Raw genomic sequence first — 17,527 nt, 5'->3', positions numbered from 1 at the left:
ATTCGGACACCTCCACACCGACCACAACAACCGAGCAAAGCCTTGCCAAACGGCAGCGGCTTGACATAGGAGAAACGAATGGCCAAACTCGAGATGTCCCGCGAGCTGACGTTGAGTCCCGAGGCCGCGTGGGAGCACGCCTCGAACCTCAACGAGCTCGGGGACTGGCTGGTGATGCAGGAGGGCTGGCGCAGCGAGGTGCCTGCCGAGATCACCGAAGGCACGACCGTGGTCGGTGTCGCCGGCGCCAAGGGAATGCGCAACCGCGTGACCTGGACCATCAAGAAGATCGATCCGCCGAAGTTGCTCGAAGTCAAGGGCAACGGCGTGGGCGGCACCAGGTACGGCCTGCGTCTGGCGGTGAAGCCGACGTCGGCCGGGTGTGCGTTCACCGTCACCCTCGAGCTCGGGGGAGCTCCGCTGTTCGGCCCGATCGGCGCGGCCGCCGCGCGAGCGGTCAAGGGGGACATCGAACGGTCGATCCAGAAGTTCGAGGAGCTCTACGCCTGACGCGTGGGCGGCACGGCCTGATTCGGTGATCGTCCCGCGGGTACCACCGTGGCGTGCCGAAGCCGACCGAACTCATCGTCACCGACCCGCGCACCGGCCAGACCGTCAGCCGTGTGGCCGTCGCCGACGCCGCCACCTGCAATGACGCCATCGAGCGCGCCCGCGCCGCGGCGACCACATGGTCACGTACACCCGCCGCGGAACGGGCTGCCGCGCTGACCGCGGCCGCCGCCGTGGTGCGCGCCGCCGCCGACGAGCTCGCCGCGCTCAACGAACGCGAGACGGGCAAGACCCGGGAGGATTCGCTCGGCGGTGTCGACGCCGGCGCGGGCACGCTGGTGCAGTACGCCGAACTAGGACCGCTGCACCGGGGCCGCACCCTGCACGGGCAGTGGGCGGCGACCGACCTCATGGTCCCCGAACCCCGTGGTGTGGTCGCGGTGCTCACGCCGTGGAACGACCCCGTCGCGGTGGCGGCCGGGCTGCTGGGCGCCGCACTCGTCACCGGAAACACCGTGGTGCACAAGCCCAGTGAGCGCTGCCCCGGCACCGGCAGGCGGTTCGCCGAGCTGCTGGCCGCGCAGCTGCCCGACGGCGTCCTCGAGATCGTCGACGGGGATGCGAGCGTCGGCGCCCACCTCGCCCGGTCCGAAGAGGTCGACGTCGTCGCCCACGTGGGCAGCAGCGCCACCGGCCGCGACATCGCCAGGAGCTGTGCCGAACGCGGCGCCAAGGCCGTGCTCGAGAACGGCGGCAACGATGCGCTGATCGTCGACGCCGGCGTCGACCCCGGGTGGGCGGCCGAGCAGGCCGCGATGGGCGCGTTCGCCAACGCCGGCCAGATCTGCGTGTCGGTGGAACGCGTCTACGTCCACCAGTCGGTGGCCGATGCTTTCGTCGACGCGCTGGTCGACCAGGCCCGCGCCTGGGCGGACCGGATCGGTCCGCTGGTCGACCAGCAGCAACGCGACGTCGTGCACCGCCACGTCCTCGACGCGGTCGACGCCGGCGCCGAGGCGCGTATCGGTGGCGAGCCCGGGACGGGCCCCGGCTCGTACTATCCGCCGACCGTGCTCACCGGATGCACACCCGACATGCTGGTCATGCGGGAGGAGACGTTCGGTCCGGTGGCACCGGTGCGTGTGGTCCAGGATTTCGACACCGCTCTGGCAGAGGCGGCGGCCGACCGCTATGGTCTGTCCGCCGCCGTGCTCACCCCGGATATGGCCCACGCCCAAACCGCTTGGCGCACACTGCAGGTGGGGACCGTGAAGATCAACGCGGTGTTCGGCGGCGCACCCGGCGGCGCCGCGGAACCACGCCGAGCCAGCGGCAGCGGCTTCGGCTACGGCCCCGAACTCCTCGACGAGATGACCGCCGTGAAGGTCGTGCACTGGTCGCCGCCGCCGTCCTGACCCGTTGCGCGCCAATCGTTCTGGCGCTATCGGTGGGCTCGTGCAGCGCGGTGCGCAACAATGCTCGGCATGCGCAAGCAGATCTCCGCCGTCGTCGTCGCCGTGTGTGCGGCGTCGGCGCTGACCCACGGCGGCGCCGTCGCACAACCTGTCCTCCCCGACCCGGCGCCGACGGGGATGTCCAACGGGCAGCTCTACGGCGTCACCCAGGTCGGCACGGGCGGCGCCACCCCGGACGGCGCAGGTAGGTGGCAGCTCACCGTCAACACGATCCAGGGCGGAGATCCCCGCGTCGCGGACACTTTCAACCGGGCTTCGGACAACTCCGCGCGCGGTCAGCTCGACGAGGCCCGCGCCGGCGCCACCACCGACGGCACGTGGACGTTCGACACCGCGCCGACGATCCACTTCGGTGCGGCATCGGTGTCGCAACTGATCAGCGGACTGTTCAACGCCGTCCCGTCGGCCCATCCGGTGAATTACGTGAGCACCGTGGTGATCGATTCGCGCACCGCCACCCCGATCACGTTGGGCGACTTGTTCGTCGACGAGCAGGCCGGTCTGAACCGGCTCTCCGAACAGACGAAGATCTTGCTGCCCGCCGAGTCGGGCCAGCCGGTGGGCACCTTCGACGACGACCCCGGTGCCGAGCCGGTCGATTCCAACTTCGCCAACTGGATCCCGACGCCCGCCGGGTTGGAGATCCACTTCGAGGACTACCAGTTCTTCCACGGCACCCCCGTCGTCACCGTGCCGTGGCAGGCGTTCGACGGGCTGCTCAGACCGGAGATGGACGCATTGCGGCTACCGTGACGCGCGCTTGGTCATTCGCTGTCGTTGCCGCGCAGAGCCGCCCGGATCATCGGTAGGAACCAGGCTGACAGCGGCCACACCGCGGCAAGCGCCAGCGCGCAGGCGACGCTGACGGCGTTGAACACCATGCGCGTGCGGCGGCTGCGCTCGTCGTCGCCGAACTGCCGCCGCAGCAGTAGCACGGTCGTCACGATCCAGCCGCCCAGATACAGGGCGACGAGCAGGTATCTCATCACCCGCCGTTGTACCCCTCGGGAAGCGCGCCGACCACTCGCGGCCGCCCCCTAGACTGCCGCTCGTGGGCATAGTCATCGGTTTCGCGCCATGGATCGTCTACTGGATTCTGGTCGGCAACGTGCCGTTCCTCGCGGCGGTGGTGGTCGCACTGGCCGTCGCGGTCGCCGCGCTGGCGGTCGGATCGGCCCGTAATGCGCCGGGCCGCACCCTCGAGATCGGCGCCGTCGCCACCTTCGGTGCGCTGACGGTGGTCACGCTGCTGGTCGACCAGGCGTTCATGGAGCGGTGGCTGCAACCGCTGAGCACACTGGGGATCTTCCTGGTCGCGTTGGGCGGTCAGCTGGTCGGCCGGCCGTTCATCCGGGAGTTCGCCGCCGCGGGGCAGCCCAAGGACATCATCGAGACCGATCTGTTCGCCACCATCACCACCCGGTTGACATGGATCTGGATCGCGGCGTTCGGATTGATGACGGTGTCGTCCGCGATTCCGCCGATCGTCCAGGGCGACGCGACGATCCTCGACACCAGGGAGCCGCTGTCGGTGGTCTGCTACTGGATCGTGCCGTTCACGGTGCTGGCCCTCGCAGCGCTGGCGTCGCGGATCCTGCCCGAGCGCATGGTGGCCGACGCGGGGGACATCGAGCGCAAGACCACGTTCGTGGCCTACAGCGAAGCGGCCATCGACGAGCTCTACTACCTGGCTCAGGAGCACGCCAACCGCGAGGTCGGCGCAGGCCAGGAGGCCTACAACGTCAAGGTCGGCGGCAAGGGCACCCCGCTGGTCGGCGACGAGGACCGGCAGTCGTGGCCCGCCACCTACAAGGTGCGGGAACGCCGGCGCTAGCGATCAGTCCACGGGCGTGATCGTCACGGTGTCGCCGGTGCGGATCGTGCCGGAGCGCAGGATCCGGCAGGCCGATCCGCCGCGGCCGCGCATCGCCGCCGCCGCACCGCGGCCCATGTCGTCGTCGAGCAGCCGGCACGGGGCCAGCAGCCGCACCACCTCGAGTTCGACGTCGCCGATGGTGATCCGGGTACCGGGTTTGGTCGGGATCTCCCCGCTGTCGACGGTGATGTTGCGCCGCGTCGCCCCCGGGTCGAAGTCGTGTCCGAGGTCCGCTGCGGCGCGGTCGAGGAACTCCTTGGACTGGATCGAGACGTGGCGGTGGCGGGTGCCGTGATAGCGGTCGCCGACCAGGCCGGCGCCCGCTTCCGCGACGGCGGAGTCGACTGCACGCACCGGTAGCCGCCTGCCCTTGGCGAGGTGGATCGCGATCACCTTCATCGGCGTCTCACGTCCAGTACAGGGTGCGCGCGGCGGGCAGGACGTCGGTGAGTTCGGAGTCGAACCACGCGCGCATCTCGGTCATGATGTCCTTCGGGTAGACGTACTTGGCCGCACCGTACTTGCCGAACTTGCGCGTGCGGGCCGACTCGTCCATGTCCAATTTGGTACGCGGGTACCAGCCGAGGAGGACGTCCTTGCTGGTCGCGGTGAACCGGTGGGTGATGCACTCGACGGTGAGGTCGACGTCGGGCGTGTCGGTCAGCGCGTCGGCGACGTCGCGCAGCAACGCGCCATAGGCATCCCGCCAGTCCGGGATCGGCATGATCGGCGCGATGGTGAGACCGACGCGGTATCCCGCGTCGGCCAGTCGCCGCAGCGCAGCGACGCGCTGCGGCAGCCGCGCGGTGCCGCCCTCGAACCGGCGGGTCACCTCGTCGGCGTTCACCGACAGCCGGACCCGGGTGCGGCCGCCGTGCGGAAGATCGAGCAGCGGTGCCACGTCGTCGTACTTGGTGGTGAAGCGCAGGCCGACCGGCCCCGGCCAGTCATGGGTGCCGACGTGGCGGATGATCGTCGACAGCGATCCGGTGAGATGTTCCAGCGCCAGCGGATCGGTGTAGCAGGAGGCTTCGAAAGTCGTTCCCTCGCCGGACCTCTCGGTGGAGGTCGAGGTGATCGTGCCGCGTCCGACGTGGGCGTCCATCTCGGCGAGGATCTCCGGCAGATTCGCGTAGACGCGGGTGATCGGCGGACCCGACAGCGAACCGGCCAGGTAGCAGTACTGACAGTGCCCGGGGCAGCCCTGCGCGAGGTCGATGCGCCAGTCGGCGCTCGGTGGGATCGGCTGCAGGCGGCGCTTGCTCGGGGGCGCGACGACCACGGCCAGGGTGCGCTTGGCCAGCGCGTAGGCGGCCCGGTCGTTGTCGGCGGTCAGTGGAGGGAGGCGGTCTCCGGAGAGCACGGTGAGGTCGTCGACGCCGGCCGCCTCGCAGCGCGCGATGATCTCGGCGCCGTGCGGGAGTTCTGCCGCCGATCGGGTCACCAGCACGCGCGCCGGAGTCCAGAGCGTGGGGGAGGGCGCAGCGACCGCTGCGGGGATCGTCGTCATGTGCGTGGTGCAACGCCGCGTCGCACGCCCGGATTCCGGCCGCGGCGGGGGTCAGCCCGTGACGCCGGTCATGTGCAGCACGACGCCCACCGCGACCGCGAGGAACGCCAGCGCGAACAGCGCGACCAGCACGATCGACACCACCGACCCGGGCGTCGTCTTCCGGGTCGGCACCGGGCCCGGTTCCTCGCCGACGGTGGTCGATCCGGCGTCGGGCGGGGTGTCGCCCGGCGCCACTCCGCCGCCGGGTTCCAGGCCGGGGATCTCCTCGGGTTCGGGTTGCGGGGGCATTGCGGTCATGGTGGATGGGCGTACCCCACGGCGGCGTTCTCACACGTCCCGGCTGTCGACGGTTCGCATTCGGTCACCGTTTCGTCTCACTACCGCATCTTTTGCTGTAGGGGCGGTTGGGGATTCGTCGACCGGAGGTCGCAACCGGTAGAAAGTGATCTTGACCGGTGCTCTGCCGGTGTCTGCGCGCATGAGATAGAGGGTGAGTTCGATGAGGCGGATCTTTGCGATCGTCGTGTGTCTGGCGATGTCGTTGGCGACCGCGGGAGTCGCGAACGCCGAGCTGATGTTCCCCACCCGTAACCAGCAGGCCGTCGACATCGTGATCGCCCGGGCGCTGGCCCAGCGGGGCGTGCCCTTCGCCTACGGCGGCGGCACCGTGGCCGGGCCGTCGCTGGGCAACGGGAGCACCGCCACGGTGAACCAGTCCGCGGCCACCGTCCCCGGCGCCGTGCCAGGTGGACTGCCCGGTGCCGTTCCTGCCGTTCCTCCCGTGCCGCCCGTGGGCCTGCCGGGGCTGACGCCGGTTCCCGTCGCCGTACCCGCTCCGGTGCCCGCACCGCCGCCGCGGGTGGTCGGCTTCGACGCGTCGGGGCTGATGGTCTACGCGTTCGCCGGCGTCGGGCTCAAACTGCCCCGCACCTCCGGGGAGCAGTACCTGGCGGGCCGCAAGGTGCTGCCGTCCCAGGCCCTGCCCGGCGATCTGCTGTTCTACGGCCCCAACGGCAGCCAGAGCGTGGCGATGTTCATCGGCAACGGTCAGATGATCGAGGTCGGCGACTCGGTCCAGGTGACCCCGGTGCGCACCGAGGGCATGACGCCGTACCTGGCCCGCTACATCAACTGAGTTCTACCGACGCCCATTTCGACACCAGGGTCGTGATCCCCGCGGATCACGACCCTGGTGTCGATTTCGGTGAGTCGAAGCGTCAGACCTGTTCGCCCTTCAGCGGAGCCAGGTCGGTCTCCATGAGCACGACGTTGTAGTCGCCCCAGATCGACATGTTCCAGTAGAGGGTGCGGACGTCGGGCTCGCCGTCCTCACCCGTCAACAGGCCGGTGCCCGACCACGGGTGGATCATCGGCGCGTACAGACCCGGATAGTCGACCGACCGGGCGAGGGTGACCGGCGACGACCAGGGTCCCTGCGGCTGGCTGGCGGTTCGCATCTGGATGTTGTTGTTGCCGTCGCCGTACAGCACGATGTACTGGTCCAGGTACTCGTTGTACTGCACCGACATCTCGCTGACGTTGCCGCCGGTCTTGGCGCCGAACAGGCCGCCGAGGTAGCCGCCGAACACGTTCGGATCGTTGGCGAAGTCGATCAGGAATCCGAACAGGCCGGTCGACCGGGTGGAGTCGCCGATGATCGGCACCGCGGCCGCCGGCCGGCCGAGCACCCAGGTGCTGCCGTTCCAGTACTCGTACCGGGACAGGTCGGTGATCGAGCCTTCCGGAACCCGGGACAGGTACGCCGATCCGGCGCGGCCCGACGGGGTGCCGAACGCGTACAGGTAGCGGATGCCGTTCTCGGGCACCTGATCTTCGGGCTGCAGGACGTAGGCGAACTGCTGGAAGTTCTGATTTCCGGCCACGTACGGGGTCGACGACCGGAACCAGCCGGCCGAGCGGATCGTCGACGGCACCACGCGCCAGTCGCCGCCGTTCTCCCCGGGATAGAACTGGGAGATCGCCGAGTAGTTGGTGGTCCACCGGCCCGGTGTATCCCAGGACCGCACCGACATGTAGTTGACGAACTGCCCGCCGTTGATCTGGATGCCGGCGGTCGGGATGACTGTGACCTCGGTCGGGAACAGGAACCCCAGCTCGGTGGTGGACCGATCGATGAACTGGAAGGCCGGTCCGGTCTGGGCGAGTTCGAGACCGGGCTGCTCGCCGGTGTAGAAATCGGTGTCGTAGCTGATCAGCAGCACGTTGTTGCGCCAGTTGCCGGTCATCCTCGGGCCGCTGAACGTGTCGCCGAAGGCCAGGTGGACGAACCGCTGGCCGTCGATCGTGCCGCCGTCCCACATGATGCCCAGGTCGGTGCCGTAGATGTCGAAACTGGAGGTGTCGTTGGTCTGGGGCACCTCGAAGCCGTCGAGGGTGCCCTGGTTGTTCACCCCGGTCACCCAGCCCAGCGGCGTCGACGCCAACGCCGACGGGCGCTCCGTCGTCTCCGTGGCCGCCGCGGCCTGCATGGTGGACTGCGTGGCCAGCGGCGTCGTCTGCGCCGTCGACGTCATCTCGCGGGCCGTTTCGCGGCGCGCGAAGGCCATCAGGCCGAGCACCGCCGGGTTCGGCGCGGGCGTCTGCGGCGCCCCGCCGTCGGCAAGGGGCGGTGCGTCTCGGTCCGCGGCCTGCAGGCTGGTCGTGGTCTCCTGCTGGGTGGTCGCCGCGGCCGTCTCCGAGGTGGTGGTCGACCGGGCCCCTGTCTGAGCGGCGCTGTCGGTCTGCTGGGCGACCCGACTGGCGCCGCGGGACCCGCTGCGCGGGCTCTCGTCGGCGGCACCGGCCGACTGCGTGCGGGAGGACCGGGTGGCGGTCCGGTCGCTCGACGAACCGGACGACGTCCGGGCGGCGCCGGCGGAGGAACTCGAGGAGGGTCCGGCCGACACCCCGCCGGACGCGCCGCTGTCACTCGAGGACGACGATGACGACGACGAGGGTGACGACGAGGACGAGACGCCCGACCCCTCGGAGTCGGCCCAGGCCACCCCCTGGCCGAGTGACACTGCGGCTCCGACTCCGAGCGCGACCGCCAAACCGCCGATCCGACCCACGTGAGCTGCCGCGCTGAATCTCGGCTTCATGTCTTGCACCCCTCCGTTGAACGATCCCCCGGTGTACCGATACACGTTGTACCGCTCCCGGATCATCGCACCGCGGCCCATGATCATTGCGCCGAACACTCAGTATTTCTCAGAAAATCTCAGCATGTTGGGGCGGACTGTCTGCGGGTAACCTTCGCGCCATGAGCGCAGGACTGTTCGGACTGCTCGACGATGTCGCGGTACTGGCGAGGCTTGCTGCAGCCTCGGTCGACGACATCGGTGCCGCGGCGGGCCGCGCCACGGCCAAGGCGGCCGGCGTGGTGATCGACGACACCGCTGTGACGCCGCAGTACGTCACCGGCATCTCACCCGAACGTGAACTGCCGATCATCAAGCGGATCGCCATCGGCTCGCTGCGCAACAAGCTGCTTTTCATCCTGCCTGCGGCGTTGCTCCTCAGTGAGTTCCTGCCGTGGCTGCTCACCCCGATCCTCATGCTCGGTGCGACCTATCTCTGCTTCGAAGGTGCGGAGAAGGTGTGGGGGCGCATCCGTGGGCACGACCATGAAGCGGTGCCTGTCGCCGTCGCGGGGGAGGACGCGGAGAAGAAGATGGCCGCCGGTGCCATCCGCACCGACTTCATCCTGTCCGCGGAAATCATGGTGATCGCGCTCAACGAGGTCGCCTCGGAGGCGTTCCTGCCCCGGCTGATCATTCTTGTGGTGGTCGCGCTGGTGATCACGGCTGCGGTGTACGGGGTGGTGGCCGCCATCGTGAAGATGGACGACATCGGTCTGAACCTGGCGAAGCGACGCACCGACTTCACCCGCAAGATCGGCCGCGGACTGGTGGCGGGTATGCCGAAACTGCTTGCGGCGCTGTCGCTCATCGGCACGGTGGCAATGCTGTGGGTCGGCGGCCACATCCTGTTGGTCGGCTCCGACGAGCTGGGCTGGCACACCCCCTACGGCTGGGTGCACCACGTGGAGGAAGCCGTGCACCACGCCGTCGGCGGCGTGGGCGCGGTACTCGCGTGGCTGGTCAACACCGGTGCGTCCGCCGTGATCGGCCTGGTGGTCGGCTCGATCGTCGTGGCCGTGGTCCACGTGCTGCCGTTCGGGCACAAGAAGGATCACCAGAAGACCCACGAGAAGGCGCACGATTGATAGGCGGTTGGTCGAACCCCGTGCGGGGTAGACGCATTCGATGACCGAACCTCACGTCGACGCCGCCGAGGACGACGGATCCGCCGAGATGCAACCTGAAGACGGTGGCGCGGCACCCGAGACGTCCACCGACAAGAAGAACCCCTGAGTCAGCGTCCCGTCCAACGCGGTTCGCGCTTCTCCAGCCACGCCCGCGGCCCTTCGGCGGCGTCCGCGGTGGCCCCGGCCACCTTGCGCATCGTCTCACCGAACCGCACCGACTCGATCCAGCCCATGTCGGCGGACCGCCACGCCACCTCCTTGGTGGCCCGCTGCGCCAGTGGAGCCGCCGCGGTGAGCGTGCGGGCCCACGACATCGCTTCAGACAGCAGGTCGTCGGGTTCGACCAACCGCCACACCAGACCGATCTCCTTGGCGCGCTCGGCGCTCATCGGTTTCCCCGTCAGCAGCAGTTCCATGGAGTTGGCCCAGCCCACCCGGTGCGGCAGCCGGATCGCCCCGACGATCGTGGGTACGCCGATCGAGACCTCGGGATAGCTGAACGTCGCCGCGGTGCTGGCGATCACGAAGTCGCAGAACAGAACTCCGGTCAGCCCGTAGCCGATGCACGGACCCTGAACCGCGGCGATGGTGGGTTTGAACAACTCCATCCCGGATTCGAACGAGTTGATCGTCGGCTTCTCCCAGAAGGTGCCGCCGAACGTTCCGACCGCGCCCTCACCGTCCTTCAGATCGCCGCCGGCGCAGAACACGTCACCGTTGGCCGTCAGCACACCCACCCAGGCGTCCTCGTCGTCCCGGAACCGGTCCCACGCCGCGTTGAGCTCCCGGCGCAGCGCACCGTTGATCGCGTTGCGGGCCTCGGGCCGGTTCAGGGTGATCGTGGCGATGTGGTCCTGCTGCGTATAGGTCACGAGGCTCATGGGTCGCACCCTAGTTCGCGCGATCCAGCCCACCGTCGACGATCAGCGTCCGCAGGGTGCGCCGATCCAACTTGCCACTGGCCAGCGTCGGGATCCGGTCGCTGGACGTCAGCACCCAGCGGGTGGGCACCTTGTACGCCGACAGTGCCTCACGGGCGGCCGACGCGAGCGCGGCCGGGTCGACCTCACCGGCGGGCACGACGACCGCGCAGACCTCCTCGCCGCGCTCGGGATGGTCCAGGCCGACCACGACGCACTGCGCCACGCCGGGCAGCTCTCCGACCACCGCCTCCACCTCCAGCGGTGACACGTTCGCCCCCGCCGCCTTGATCAACTCGGTGGTCCGGCCGACGTAGAACAACCGCGGGTCGCCCGGGCGCCGGTAGACGCGGTCGCCGGTGTGGTACCAGCCGTCGTCGTCGAAGGTCTCCCACCGCTCGCGCTTGTTGTATCCGGCCATCACGCCGACCCCGCGGACGAGGAGTTCGCCGACGGTCCCCTCGGGGACGGGCGCGCCGGCCTCGTCGATGATCGCCATCTCGGTGTGCACGAAGCCACCCGCGGTCTCGGTCATGGTGCGGTGCACCGGATATCCGTCGGGCACGTCGGTCATCGCGATGTCGAGCGGGCCGTCGCGCAACATGGGTGCGCCGGACAGGTCGCGCGCGGCGAAGGTGGGGTGCTCGCGCAGGCGCTGGGTGAAGCTGGGCCAGCCCACGATGCCGGTGACCCGCTCGGCCTCCGCGAGGTCGAGAGCCGTCTGGGGATCCAGCCGGGGCAGGGCCACGACGGTCGTCGGCTCGTGCAGGGCGCCGGTGACGGCGAGCAGACCGCCGATCCAGAAGAACGGCATCGCGCACAGCACCCGCGCGTCGTCACCCGATCGGGTGACGAACCGCACGGCGCTCGGCCACGTCGACGTCTGCCGGACCAGCGTGCCGTGGGTGTGCAGCACCCCCTTGGGATCGGCGGTCGACCCCGAGGTGTGGATCATCACGGCCAGATCCGCCGGCGACACCTCGCTCTCGACGGCGGCGAGCACCTCGGCGCCCACCCCATCGCCGTGCCACGGTGTCGCCCAGCGCCGGTCCGATCCGCCGGTCAGCACGATGTGGCGCAGATAGGGTGCCGCGGTGAGCGCGAGCGCACCGACGCGTTGACCGGCCAACCCCGGCAGCGCCGCCTCGAAGCGGTCGGCGACGTCGATGTCGAGGACCTGCGACGGCGCGGCAAGCAGCGCGACGTCAGCCAGCCGCAGCACCTTAGAGATCTCGGCCGGCCGGTAAAGGGTGCTCAACGGCACCACGACCGCCCCGATGCGCGACAACGCCAACCACCACACCACCCAATCCACCCCGTTGGGGAAGAACAGGCCGACGCGGGTGCCTTTGCCGACACCCTGGTGCAGCAGCCGGCGCGCCAGCGCACCGGACCGCCCCTGCGCGTCCGCGTAGGTCAGCCGGTCGGTCGGCGTGACCAAATAGGTCTGCGAGCCGAAATCCCGGGCGCTGCGCGCGAGCAGAGCGGGGATGGTCGGCCGGTCATCCTGCGGGTCGGGTGCAGCGGTCACCCGCCGATCCTGTCGGATTGAGACGCAGCTGACGCGGGTGGGTCGGAATCCGGCACCGGGGCGCGCCGTTGTGTCTGGGGTGACATCCACGCTCGCGGACCGGTTGCTCGACATCAAGCGCATCTACCACGAGCCCGACATCGAGCGGTTTGCCCGCGCCCGCGAGGTGCTGAACCGGTTCCCGGACGCCGAGCGGATCGAAGTGCTCTCGCATCAGGCCATTCCGGGGTTGTACGGCAACGAGGGCAACGTCGAGGACTGGGTGCGCAACAAGCGCGAGGTCCTGGTGCTCGGCGAGAAGAAGAGCCTGGCTGCCCGCCGCAACGAACGCTCGAGTGACTGGATCGCACCGTCCACCGCCAACGGTTGCGCGATGGCGTGCTCCTACTGCTACGTGCCGCGCCGCAAGGGCTACGCGAACCCGGTCACCGTATTCGCCAACATCGAGAAGATCACCGGCTACCTCGAGCGGCACGCCGCGCGACAGGGTCGCAAACCGGAACCCAACCAGTGCGATCCGGTCGACTGGGTCTACGACATCGGCGAGAACAGTGACTGTTCGGTCGACGCGCTGATCTCCGACAACGTGCGTGACCTCATCGAGCTGTTCGCCCGAATCCCCAACGCCAAGGCCAGTTTCGCCACCAAGCTGGTCAACCGCGACCTGCTGGGCCTCGATCCGCGCGGCGGCACCCGCATCCGGTTCAGCTTGATGCCCGCCGAGACGTCCCGGCTGGTCGACATCCGCACCTCCAAGGTGGCCGACCGGATCGCGGCACTCGACGATTTCGTCGACGCCGGCTACGAGGTGCACCTGAACTTCAGCCCGGTCATCGTCCACGAGAACTGGCGGGCGGACTGGGCGGAGTTGCTCGAGCAGATCGCCGACGGCACCACCGAGGCCACCCGGCGGCAACTGGCCGCCGAGATCATCTTCCTCACCCACAACGAGGGCCTGCATGACGTGAACCTGGGCTGGCACCCGAAGGGTGAGGAACTGTTGTGGCGCCCGGATCTGCAGCAGCTCAAGCGTAGTCAGAGCGGCCAGTGGAATGTTCGCTACAAGAGCCCGTGGAAAGGGCGGTGGGTCGCCGACCTGACCGGCCTCATCAATGAATTGCTGCCGGACTGCCGGATCCGGTACGCGTTCTGAGGACGCCGACAGGCCGTGCGGTCGCTGGAGAGCGATCGCACGGCCTGTGTCGCAACGATGGTCAGTGCTTCTGGACGACCACCTGGTAGCCCGGGATAGGAGACTGTCCGGGTCCGGCCAGGCCCGGCAGTTGCAGGGTCTTGGTGATGTCGAATTCTTTTTCCCCACTGGCGGTTTTGGTCCAGTGGCCCCAGGCTGAGGTGGTGCCGTCGATCAGCACGCGGCGGGCGTGCGCCGTGGCGTCGTCGCCGAGGTCGGTGAGCTGCTTGACCCGGAACGGCTCGGAGTTGCCGTTGGCGTACTGCAGCCGGACCAGCACGTTCTTCGACGCGGGCGGGGTGACGGGCTTGGTCGGACCCGGGCGGCCCGCCGCCGGGACGAATCCGCCACCGGTGAAGCTGCCGACCGACACCGAGGTCAGGGCGCCGGACGGGGTGCGACGCAGGCCGGTGAAGTTGTAGACACCGGCGTCGGGGACGTCGAACACCGCCCGCGACAGCGGCTTGACTGTGACGGTCCGCGGGACGTTGCCGTAGGTGTAGAAGACCTGCAGCGGTGTGCGGAACGGGTTGAGCAGCACGGGGCGGTAGTACGCATCGTAGGAGATCCACGACGAGTTCCACTGCGTGACTTGGCGATCCCACGAGGTGACCGAGGTGGTGCTGGTCATCTCGGTCATGATCTCCGAGCGGACCTCGTCGACGGTGCTGGTCGACACGGTGGAGGCGTTGGCGTCCACGACGGTCGCGTGTTCGGCGGCGGCGACGTCGGTCTGGCTGGCCGGCGTGACCGTCGTCGGGTCGGCGTCGCCCGATGAGCCGGCGGGGGCCGGCTCATCGGCAGGCGGCTCGGGAGCAACCGGCGGCTCGGGATCGACCGGCGCCTCGTCTGCCGGCGCCTCGGCCGGCTGGGGATCTTCGGCCGGTGCTTCGGCGGGCGCTTCGGCGGGCGCTTCGGCGGGCGCTTCGGCGGGCGCTTCAGCGGGCGCCTCGGATGGTGCTTCAGCGGGGGCTTCCTCGGCCGGTGCCTCGGACGGCTCTTCAGCCGGAGCTTCCTGCGGCGTCGTCTCTTCAGCGGGCGCCTCGGCCGGGGCTTCCTCAGCGGGCTGCGGGTCTTCGTATGCGGGTGGCTCCGGCTCGTCGTCGGCCGGCGCCTCGGGAGCCTCGTAGGCCGGCGCCTCGGGCGCCTCGTAGGCGGGCTCCTCGTAGGCCGGCGCTTCCGGCGCCTCATAACCGCCGCCGCCGTCGTCGTCGTAGTCGACCAGTTGGGTGTGCAACACGGTCGGGGCGGGGGTCAGGACAGTGGCGGCGGCATTTCCGGCCATGCCGACGGTCGCGGCGCCGATGACACCCGCGACGAGTACGCCGCGAAGGACCTGGGCGATCCTGGCGGTGGAAGTCATAGGAGCTCCTCTCTCGGTGACGACCGCATCGGACGTCGATGGGAGAAGCGTGCGGCGGCGTTCTGCGCGGATCCTTGGCACATCCTTGACGGCTTAGAGTTGAGGCCATGTCCTGCGTCCTGACGGTCAACGTGGCCCAGCCCCGGCCGAACCCCGCCAAACCGTCCGTCGTCACCGGAATTGTCAAGGTGCCCACCGACGGGCCGGTCGCCGTCCGGGCCCCCGGTAAGCGGGGCGCGTCGGCCAGCGGGATCGAATCGGACACCATCGGCAACCGGCGGCTGCACGGCGGCGACGACCAGGCCGTCTACGCCTACGCCCGCGAGGATCTGGACAGCTGGCAGTCGCGGTTGAATCGGACACTCGGCAACGGCGACTTCGGCGAGAACCTCACCACCGCGGGGATCGACGTCACGCACGCGGTGATCGGCGAGCGGTGGCACGTCGGTGACGACGGGCTGATCCTCGAGGTCACCTCACCGCGCACCCCCTGCAAGACGTTCGCCGCGTGGCTGCAGGTGCCCGGGCTGATCAAGACGTTCACCGACCATGCCGAGCCGGGCGCATACCTGCGGGTGATCACTCCGGGGACCGTGCGCGCGGGCGACCGAGTCGTCGTCACCGACCGGCCCGGCCACGGCGTCACCGTCCAAACGGTGTTCCGCGCGATCCTGCGTGAACCGGAACTCCTCGACCAGTTGCTCGACATCGAGGCGCTACCCGCCGACATCAGGCGCAAGGCCGAGCGCCGCAACACCCGAACCGCCTGACCGGGGAGACGACTTATGAGACGAACCGGCGTCCTGGCCGTCGCACTGGCCGCCGCTTTCGGCGTACACCCCGCCGATCACGCTGCCGCACAACCGAGTCCGGCCATTGCGCAACTCATCGTGGTGAACGCGCCCGCCGCGGACTCACCGACCGGGACGCTCACCGCCTACGAACGGGTGGGCGCACAGTGGCGTGCCGTGATCGGCCCGACGCCCGCCGACTTCGGCGACCTCGGAGTCGGCGTATCCGCGGACAACGTCTTCCGGACACCGGTGGGTGTGTTCCCGCTCGACCAGGCATTCGGCCGGCAACCCGATCCGGGCACCCGCATGCCGTATTTTCAGGCCACCGACCAGGATTGGTGGGACGAGGATGTCGATTCCCCGACGTACAACACCCACGTGCGCAGCGTCGCCAAACCGTCCGACGACGCCGAGAACCTGTACGACTCCGGACCGGTCTACGACTATGCGGTGAACATCGCGCACAATCCGCAGCGCATCCCCGGCCGCTCGGCCGGGATCTTCCTGCATGTCACCGACGGTGATCCCACCTGGGGCTGCGTGGCGATCGGCCGCGACGAGATGCGTTCGGTACTGCAGTGGCTCGACCCTGCCGCGCACCCGCACATCGACATCGGCGTCGGCGTGCGTGTACCGGTCTGACCGGACTGTTCAGCGGGCGAAGTCGGCGGGCCGGAACTTGCCTTCGCTGAGCTTCTCCTCGATCTCCTCGAGGCTGCGGCCGGTCAGATCGGGCATGCGCAGGTAGACGAAGATCCAGGCGGCGACGTTGAACAACCCGTACAGCCACATCGACGGTCCCACCCCGATACCGCTGATCAGGCTCAACAGCGTCAGCGTGATCAGCAGGTTGGTGCCCCACAACGCCGCGGACTGTGCCGCGGTGCCTGCGGGCCGCACCGCCAGCGGATAGGTCTCCGACCCGGTGAGCCACCCCATCAGCTGCAGACCGCCCGCGTTGAACAGCATGAACACCACCAGACAGGCGATGATGAACGGCACCGATTCGCGGCCGCTGTTGCCGGTGACGAACAGGGTGCCGAGGACGAACAGGCTCACCGCCGCACCCGGAATCATGATCAAGGTGAGCTTGCGGCGACCTACCCTGTCGATGATCGACAGACCGACGAGCTGGGCGACGAGGTAGGCGACCCCCAGTGCGACCGAAACCTGAAGGGCCACAGATTCGTCGAAGCCGCTGTCGGTCAGGATCGTGGGGGAGTAGTAGATGATCATCTCGATGCCGCTGAGCTGGGTGAAGATCGCGATGCCGCATCCGAGGATCAGCGCGGGCCGCACCCACGCCTCGCGGAGCCCGGACCAGCCCCGCGTGGTCGATCGACGTTCCTCTCGGGCCAGATCCACCATTTCCGCGACTTCGCCGTCGATGTCGTAGTTCTCCGGCCGCACCCGTTCCAGTACTGCGCGGCCCCGGTCGCGGTCACCCTGTTTGATCAGCCAACGCGGGCTCTCCGGTAGGCGGAGCATCAGGATGAGCATGACAGCCGCGGGCACGGCGGCCGCCCCGATCGCCCATCGCCACGGGATCGACTCCGAGGCACCGACAATGGTGGCGATCACGATGCCGACGCCGATGGCGATCTGGAAGCACAGGACGAGCCGGCCGCGATATTTGGGCGGGGACAGTTCGGCGACGTACATGGGGGCGGTTTGGGTGGCCCCGCCGACGGCGAAGCCGAGAACCAGTCGGCCGAGTGACAGCATGATCGGCTCGGGAGCCAGCGCGCACCACAGTGACCCGACGACGAAGACGACCGCAAGCATCACCAATGTGCCTTTGCGGCCGCGTTTCTCGGACAGGTGGCTACAGGTCAGCGCCCCGATGACCGCGCCGAGCAGGATGCTGGCGGTGATCACCTGCTTCCAGCCTTCCTCGATCTCGAAGTCCTTGGTGATCTGGAGCAGCGCCCCGGAGATGATGCCGGTGTCGTAGCCGTAGAGCATCCCCGACACCGCCGACACCAGAGCGACGATCACAACCGCGCCGGTCAGCTGGCCCGGGGCGTCCTTCCGGCGTTCGGCGGAGTCGGGTGCCGCGCTGTCGGAAGACGTCATGGGCCCG

Annotated in this window: 18 protein-coding genes; 9 read left to right on the top strand and 9 right to left on the bottom strand. The window is 69.1% G+C overall.

The window, feature by feature from the left end:
* The first annotated feature begins 78 nt into the window (after positions 1 to 78).
* The 3 genes from A5757_RS06560 to A5757_RS06550 all read left to right on the top strand — a co-directional run bounded on the left by A5757_RS06560 (position 79) and on the right by A5757_RS06550 (position 2,738).
* Positions 79 to 510 (top strand): SRPBCC family protein, encoded by a 432-nt coding sequence (locus A5757_RS06560; RefSeq protein ID WP_066830339.1) that lies wholly within the window; start codon positions 79 to 81, stop codon positions 508 to 510.
* Between the two features lie 53 nt (positions 511 to 563).
* Positions 564 to 1,925 carry an aldehyde dehydrogenase gene (locus tag A5757_RS06555; protein ID WP_066830337.1) on the top strand — a complete coding sequence of 454 codons (1,362 nt, stop codon included), beginning with the start codon at positions 564 to 566 and terminating at the stop codon, positions 1,923 to 1,925.
* 69 nt (positions 1,926 to 1,994) lie between these two features.
* The gene (locus A5757_RS06550; protein ID WP_231983903.1) at positions 1,995 to 2,738 is read left to right on the top strand and encodes an RsiV family protein; all 744 of its coding nucleotides are present in this window, start codon (positions 1,995 to 1,997) and stop codon (positions 2,736 to 2,738) included.
* An 11-nt stretch (positions 2,739 to 2,749) separates the two neighbouring features.
* On the opposite strand, the gene A5757_RS06545 is transcribed toward A5757_RS06550, so the two are convergent.
* Positions 2,750 to 2,971, bottom strand: a complete 222-nt coding sequence (locus A5757_RS06545; protein ID WP_066830334.1) for a hypothetical protein — start codon at positions 2,969 to 2,971, stop codon at positions 2,750 to 2,752.
* A 65-nt stretch (positions 2,972 to 3,036) separates the two neighbouring features.
* On the opposite strand from A5757_RS06545, the gene A5757_RS06540 reads away from it, so the two are divergent.
* Positions 3,037 to 3,819: a hypothetical protein gene (locus tag A5757_RS06540; protein WP_066830333.1), complete on the top strand. Its 783-nt coding sequence runs from the start codon at positions 3,037 to 3,039 to the stop codon at positions 3,817 to 3,819.
* A gap of 3 nt (positions 3,820 to 3,822) precedes the next feature.
* Here A5757_RS06540 and A5757_RS06535 read toward each other — a convergent pair whose 3' ends face one another.
* The 3 genes from A5757_RS06535 to A5757_RS06525 are packed head-to-tail and all read right to left on the bottom strand — an operon-like array spanning position 3,823 to position 5,671.
* The gene (locus tag A5757_RS06535; RefSeq protein ID WP_066830331.1) at positions 3,823 to 4,260 is read right to left on the bottom strand and encodes an MOSC domain-containing protein; all 438 of its coding nucleotides are present in this window, start codon (positions 4,258 to 4,260) and stop codon (positions 3,823 to 3,825) included.
* Between the two features lie 7 nt (positions 4,261 to 4,267).
* A complete protein-coding gene (locus A5757_RS06530; RefSeq protein WP_066830329.1) occupies positions 4,268 to 5,371 on the bottom strand; it encodes a spore photoproduct lyase family protein in 1,104 nt (367 codons plus the stop codon).
* Positions 5,372 to 5,422: 51 nt separating this feature from the next.
* Positions 5,423 to 5,671 carry a DUF6480 family protein gene (locus tag A5757_RS06525; RefSeq protein WP_066830326.1) on the bottom strand — a complete coding sequence of 83 codons (249 nt, stop codon included), beginning with the start codon at positions 5,669 to 5,671 and terminating at the stop codon, positions 5,423 to 5,425.
* Between the two features lie 202 nt (positions 5,672 to 5,873).
* Between A5757_RS06525 and ripD the strand changes: the two genes are divergently transcribed.
* Positions 5,874 to 6,509: an NlpC/P60 family peptidoglycan-binding protein RipD gene (gene ripD / locus A5757_RS06520; RefSeq protein WP_066830324.1), complete on the top strand. Its 636-nt coding sequence runs from the start codon at positions 5,874 to 5,876 to the stop codon at positions 6,507 to 6,509.
* Positions 6,510 to 6,591: 82 nt separating this feature from the next.
* Here ripD and A5757_RS06515 read toward each other — a convergent pair whose 3' ends face one another.
* Entirely contained in the window at positions 6,592 to 8,475 is a 1,884-nt protein-coding gene (locus A5757_RS06515) for a DUF4185 domain-containing protein (RefSeq protein WP_066830435.1), read from the bottom strand.
* Between the two features lie 161 nt (positions 8,476 to 8,636).
* On the opposite strand from A5757_RS06515, the gene A5757_RS06510 reads away from it, so the two are divergent.
* Positions 8,637 to 9,602 (top strand): DUF808 domain-containing protein, encoded by a 966-nt coding sequence (locus tag A5757_RS06510; protein WP_066830322.1) that lies wholly within the window; start codon positions 8,637 to 8,639, stop codon positions 9,600 to 9,602.
* Between the two features lie 149 nt (positions 9,603 to 9,751).
* Here the strand turns inward: A5757_RS06510 and A5757_RS06505 are convergent, their stop codons facing one another.
* Together A5757_RS06505 and A5757_RS06500 are read right to left on the bottom strand one after the other, a co-directional pair.
* A complete protein-coding gene (locus A5757_RS06505; protein WP_066830320.1) occupies positions 9,752 to 10,525 on the bottom strand; it encodes an enoyl-CoA hydratase/isomerase family protein in 774 nt (257 codons plus the stop codon).
* Positions 10,526 to 10,535: 10 nt separating this feature from the next.
* Positions 10,536 to 12,095 (bottom strand): class I adenylate-forming enzyme family protein, encoded by a 1,560-nt coding sequence (locus A5757_RS06500; protein ID WP_197497280.1) that lies wholly within the window; start codon positions 12,093 to 12,095, stop codon positions 10,536 to 10,538.
* Positions 12,096 to 12,174: 79 nt separating this feature from the next.
* Here A5757_RS06500 and A5757_RS06495 point away from each other — a divergent pair, with 79 nt between their 5' ends.
* Entirely contained in the window at positions 12,175 to 13,248 is a 1,074-nt protein-coding gene (locus A5757_RS06495) for a spore photoproduct lyase family protein (protein ID WP_066830430.1), read from the top strand.
* A 61-nt stretch (positions 13,249 to 13,309) separates the two neighbouring features.
* On the opposite strand, the gene A5757_RS06490 is transcribed toward A5757_RS06495, so the two are convergent.
* Entirely contained in the window at positions 13,310 to 14,650 is a 1,341-nt protein-coding gene (locus A5757_RS06490) for a hypothetical protein (RefSeq protein ID WP_066830317.1), read from the bottom strand.
* 107 nt (positions 14,651 to 14,757) lie between these two features.
* Here A5757_RS06490 and A5757_RS06485 point away from each other — a divergent pair, with 107 nt between their 5' ends.
* Positions 14,758 to 15,420, top strand: coding sequence for an MOSC domain-containing protein (locus A5757_RS06485; protein ID WP_066830314.1), 663 nt, complete (start codon positions 14,758 to 14,760; stop codon positions 15,418 to 15,420).
* Positions 15,421 to 15,435: 15 nt separating this feature from the next.
* A complete protein-coding gene (locus A5757_RS06480) occupies positions 15,436 to 16,086 on the top strand; it encodes a L,D-transpeptidase (RefSeq protein WP_082929341.1) in 651 nt (216 codons plus the stop codon).
* Positions 16,087 to 16,095: 9 nt separating this feature from the next.
* On the opposite strand, the gene A5757_RS06475 is transcribed toward A5757_RS06480, so the two are convergent.
* Positions 16,096 to 17,520 (bottom strand): sugar porter family MFS transporter, encoded by a 1,425-nt coding sequence (locus A5757_RS06475; RefSeq protein WP_066830311.1) that lies wholly within the window; start codon positions 17,518 to 17,520, stop codon positions 16,096 to 16,098.
* Positions 17,521 to 17,527 lie beyond the last annotated feature (7 nt).

Source organism: Mycobacterium sp. 852013-51886_SCH5428379 (genome assembly GCF_001665575.1).
In the GTDB taxonomy this organism is placed as follows: Bacteria; Actinomycetota; Actinomycetes; order Mycobacteriales; family Mycobacteriaceae; genus Mycobacterium.
Note: the sequence above shows the minus strand (reverse complement) of the source record. Positions and strands in the feature narration are given on the sequence as shown.

Excerpts from the sequence above, each read along its gene's own strand:
- A5757_RS06560 (WP_066830339.1), top strand. The coding sequence starts at position 79 with ATGGCCAAACTCGAGATGTCCCGCGAGCTGACGTTGAGTCCCGAGGCC.
- A5757_RS06550 (WP_231983903.1), top strand. The coding sequence starts at position 1,995 with ATGCGCAAGCAGATCTCCGCCGTCGTCGTCGCCGTGTGTGCGGCGTCG.
- A5757_RS06545 (WP_066830334.1), bottom strand. The coding sequence starts at position 2,971 with ATGAGATACCTGCTCGTCGCCCTGTATCTGGGCGGCTGGATCGTGACG.
- A5757_RS06535 (WP_066830331.1), bottom strand. The coding sequence starts at position 4,260 with ATGAAGGTGATCGCGATCCACCTCGCCAAGGGCAGGCGGCTACCGGTG.
- A5757_RS06530 (WP_066830329.1), bottom strand. The coding sequence starts at position 5,371 with ATGACGACGATCCCCGCAGCGGTCGCTGCGCCCTCCCCCACGCTCTGG.
- A5757_RS06525 (WP_066830326.1), bottom strand. The coding sequence starts at position 5,671 with ATGACCGCAATGCCCCCGCAACCCGAACCCGAGGAGATCCCCGGCCTG.
- ripD (WP_066830324.1), top strand. The coding sequence starts at position 5,874 with ATGAGGCGGATCTTTGCGATCGTCGTGTGTCTGGCGATGTCGTTGGCG.
- A5757_RS06515 (WP_066830435.1), bottom strand. The coding sequence starts at position 8,475 with ATGAAGCCGAGATTCAGCGCGGCAGCTCACGTGGGTCGGATCGGCGGT.
- A5757_RS06510 (WP_066830322.1), top strand. The coding sequence starts at position 8,637 with ATGAGCGCAGGACTGTTCGGACTGCTCGACGATGTCGCGGTACTGGCG.
- A5757_RS06505 (WP_066830320.1), bottom strand. The coding sequence starts at position 10,525 with ATGAGCCTCGTGACCTATACGCAGCAGGACCACATCGCCACGATCACC.
- A5757_RS06490 (WP_066830317.1), bottom strand. The coding sequence starts at position 14,650 with ATGACTTCCACCGCCAGGATCGCCCAGGTCCTTCGCGGCGTACTCGTC.
- A5757_RS06485 (WP_066830314.1), top strand. The coding sequence starts at position 14,758 with ATGTCCTGCGTCCTGACGGTCAACGTGGCCCAGCCCCGGCCGAACCCC.
- A5757_RS06480 (WP_082929341.1), top strand. The coding sequence starts at position 15,436 with ATGAGACGAACCGGCGTCCTGGCCGTCGCACTGGCCGCCGCTTTCGGC.
- A5757_RS06475 (WP_066830311.1), bottom strand. The coding sequence starts at position 17,520 with ATGACGTCTTCCGACAGCGCGGCACCCGACTCCGCCGAACGCCGGAAG.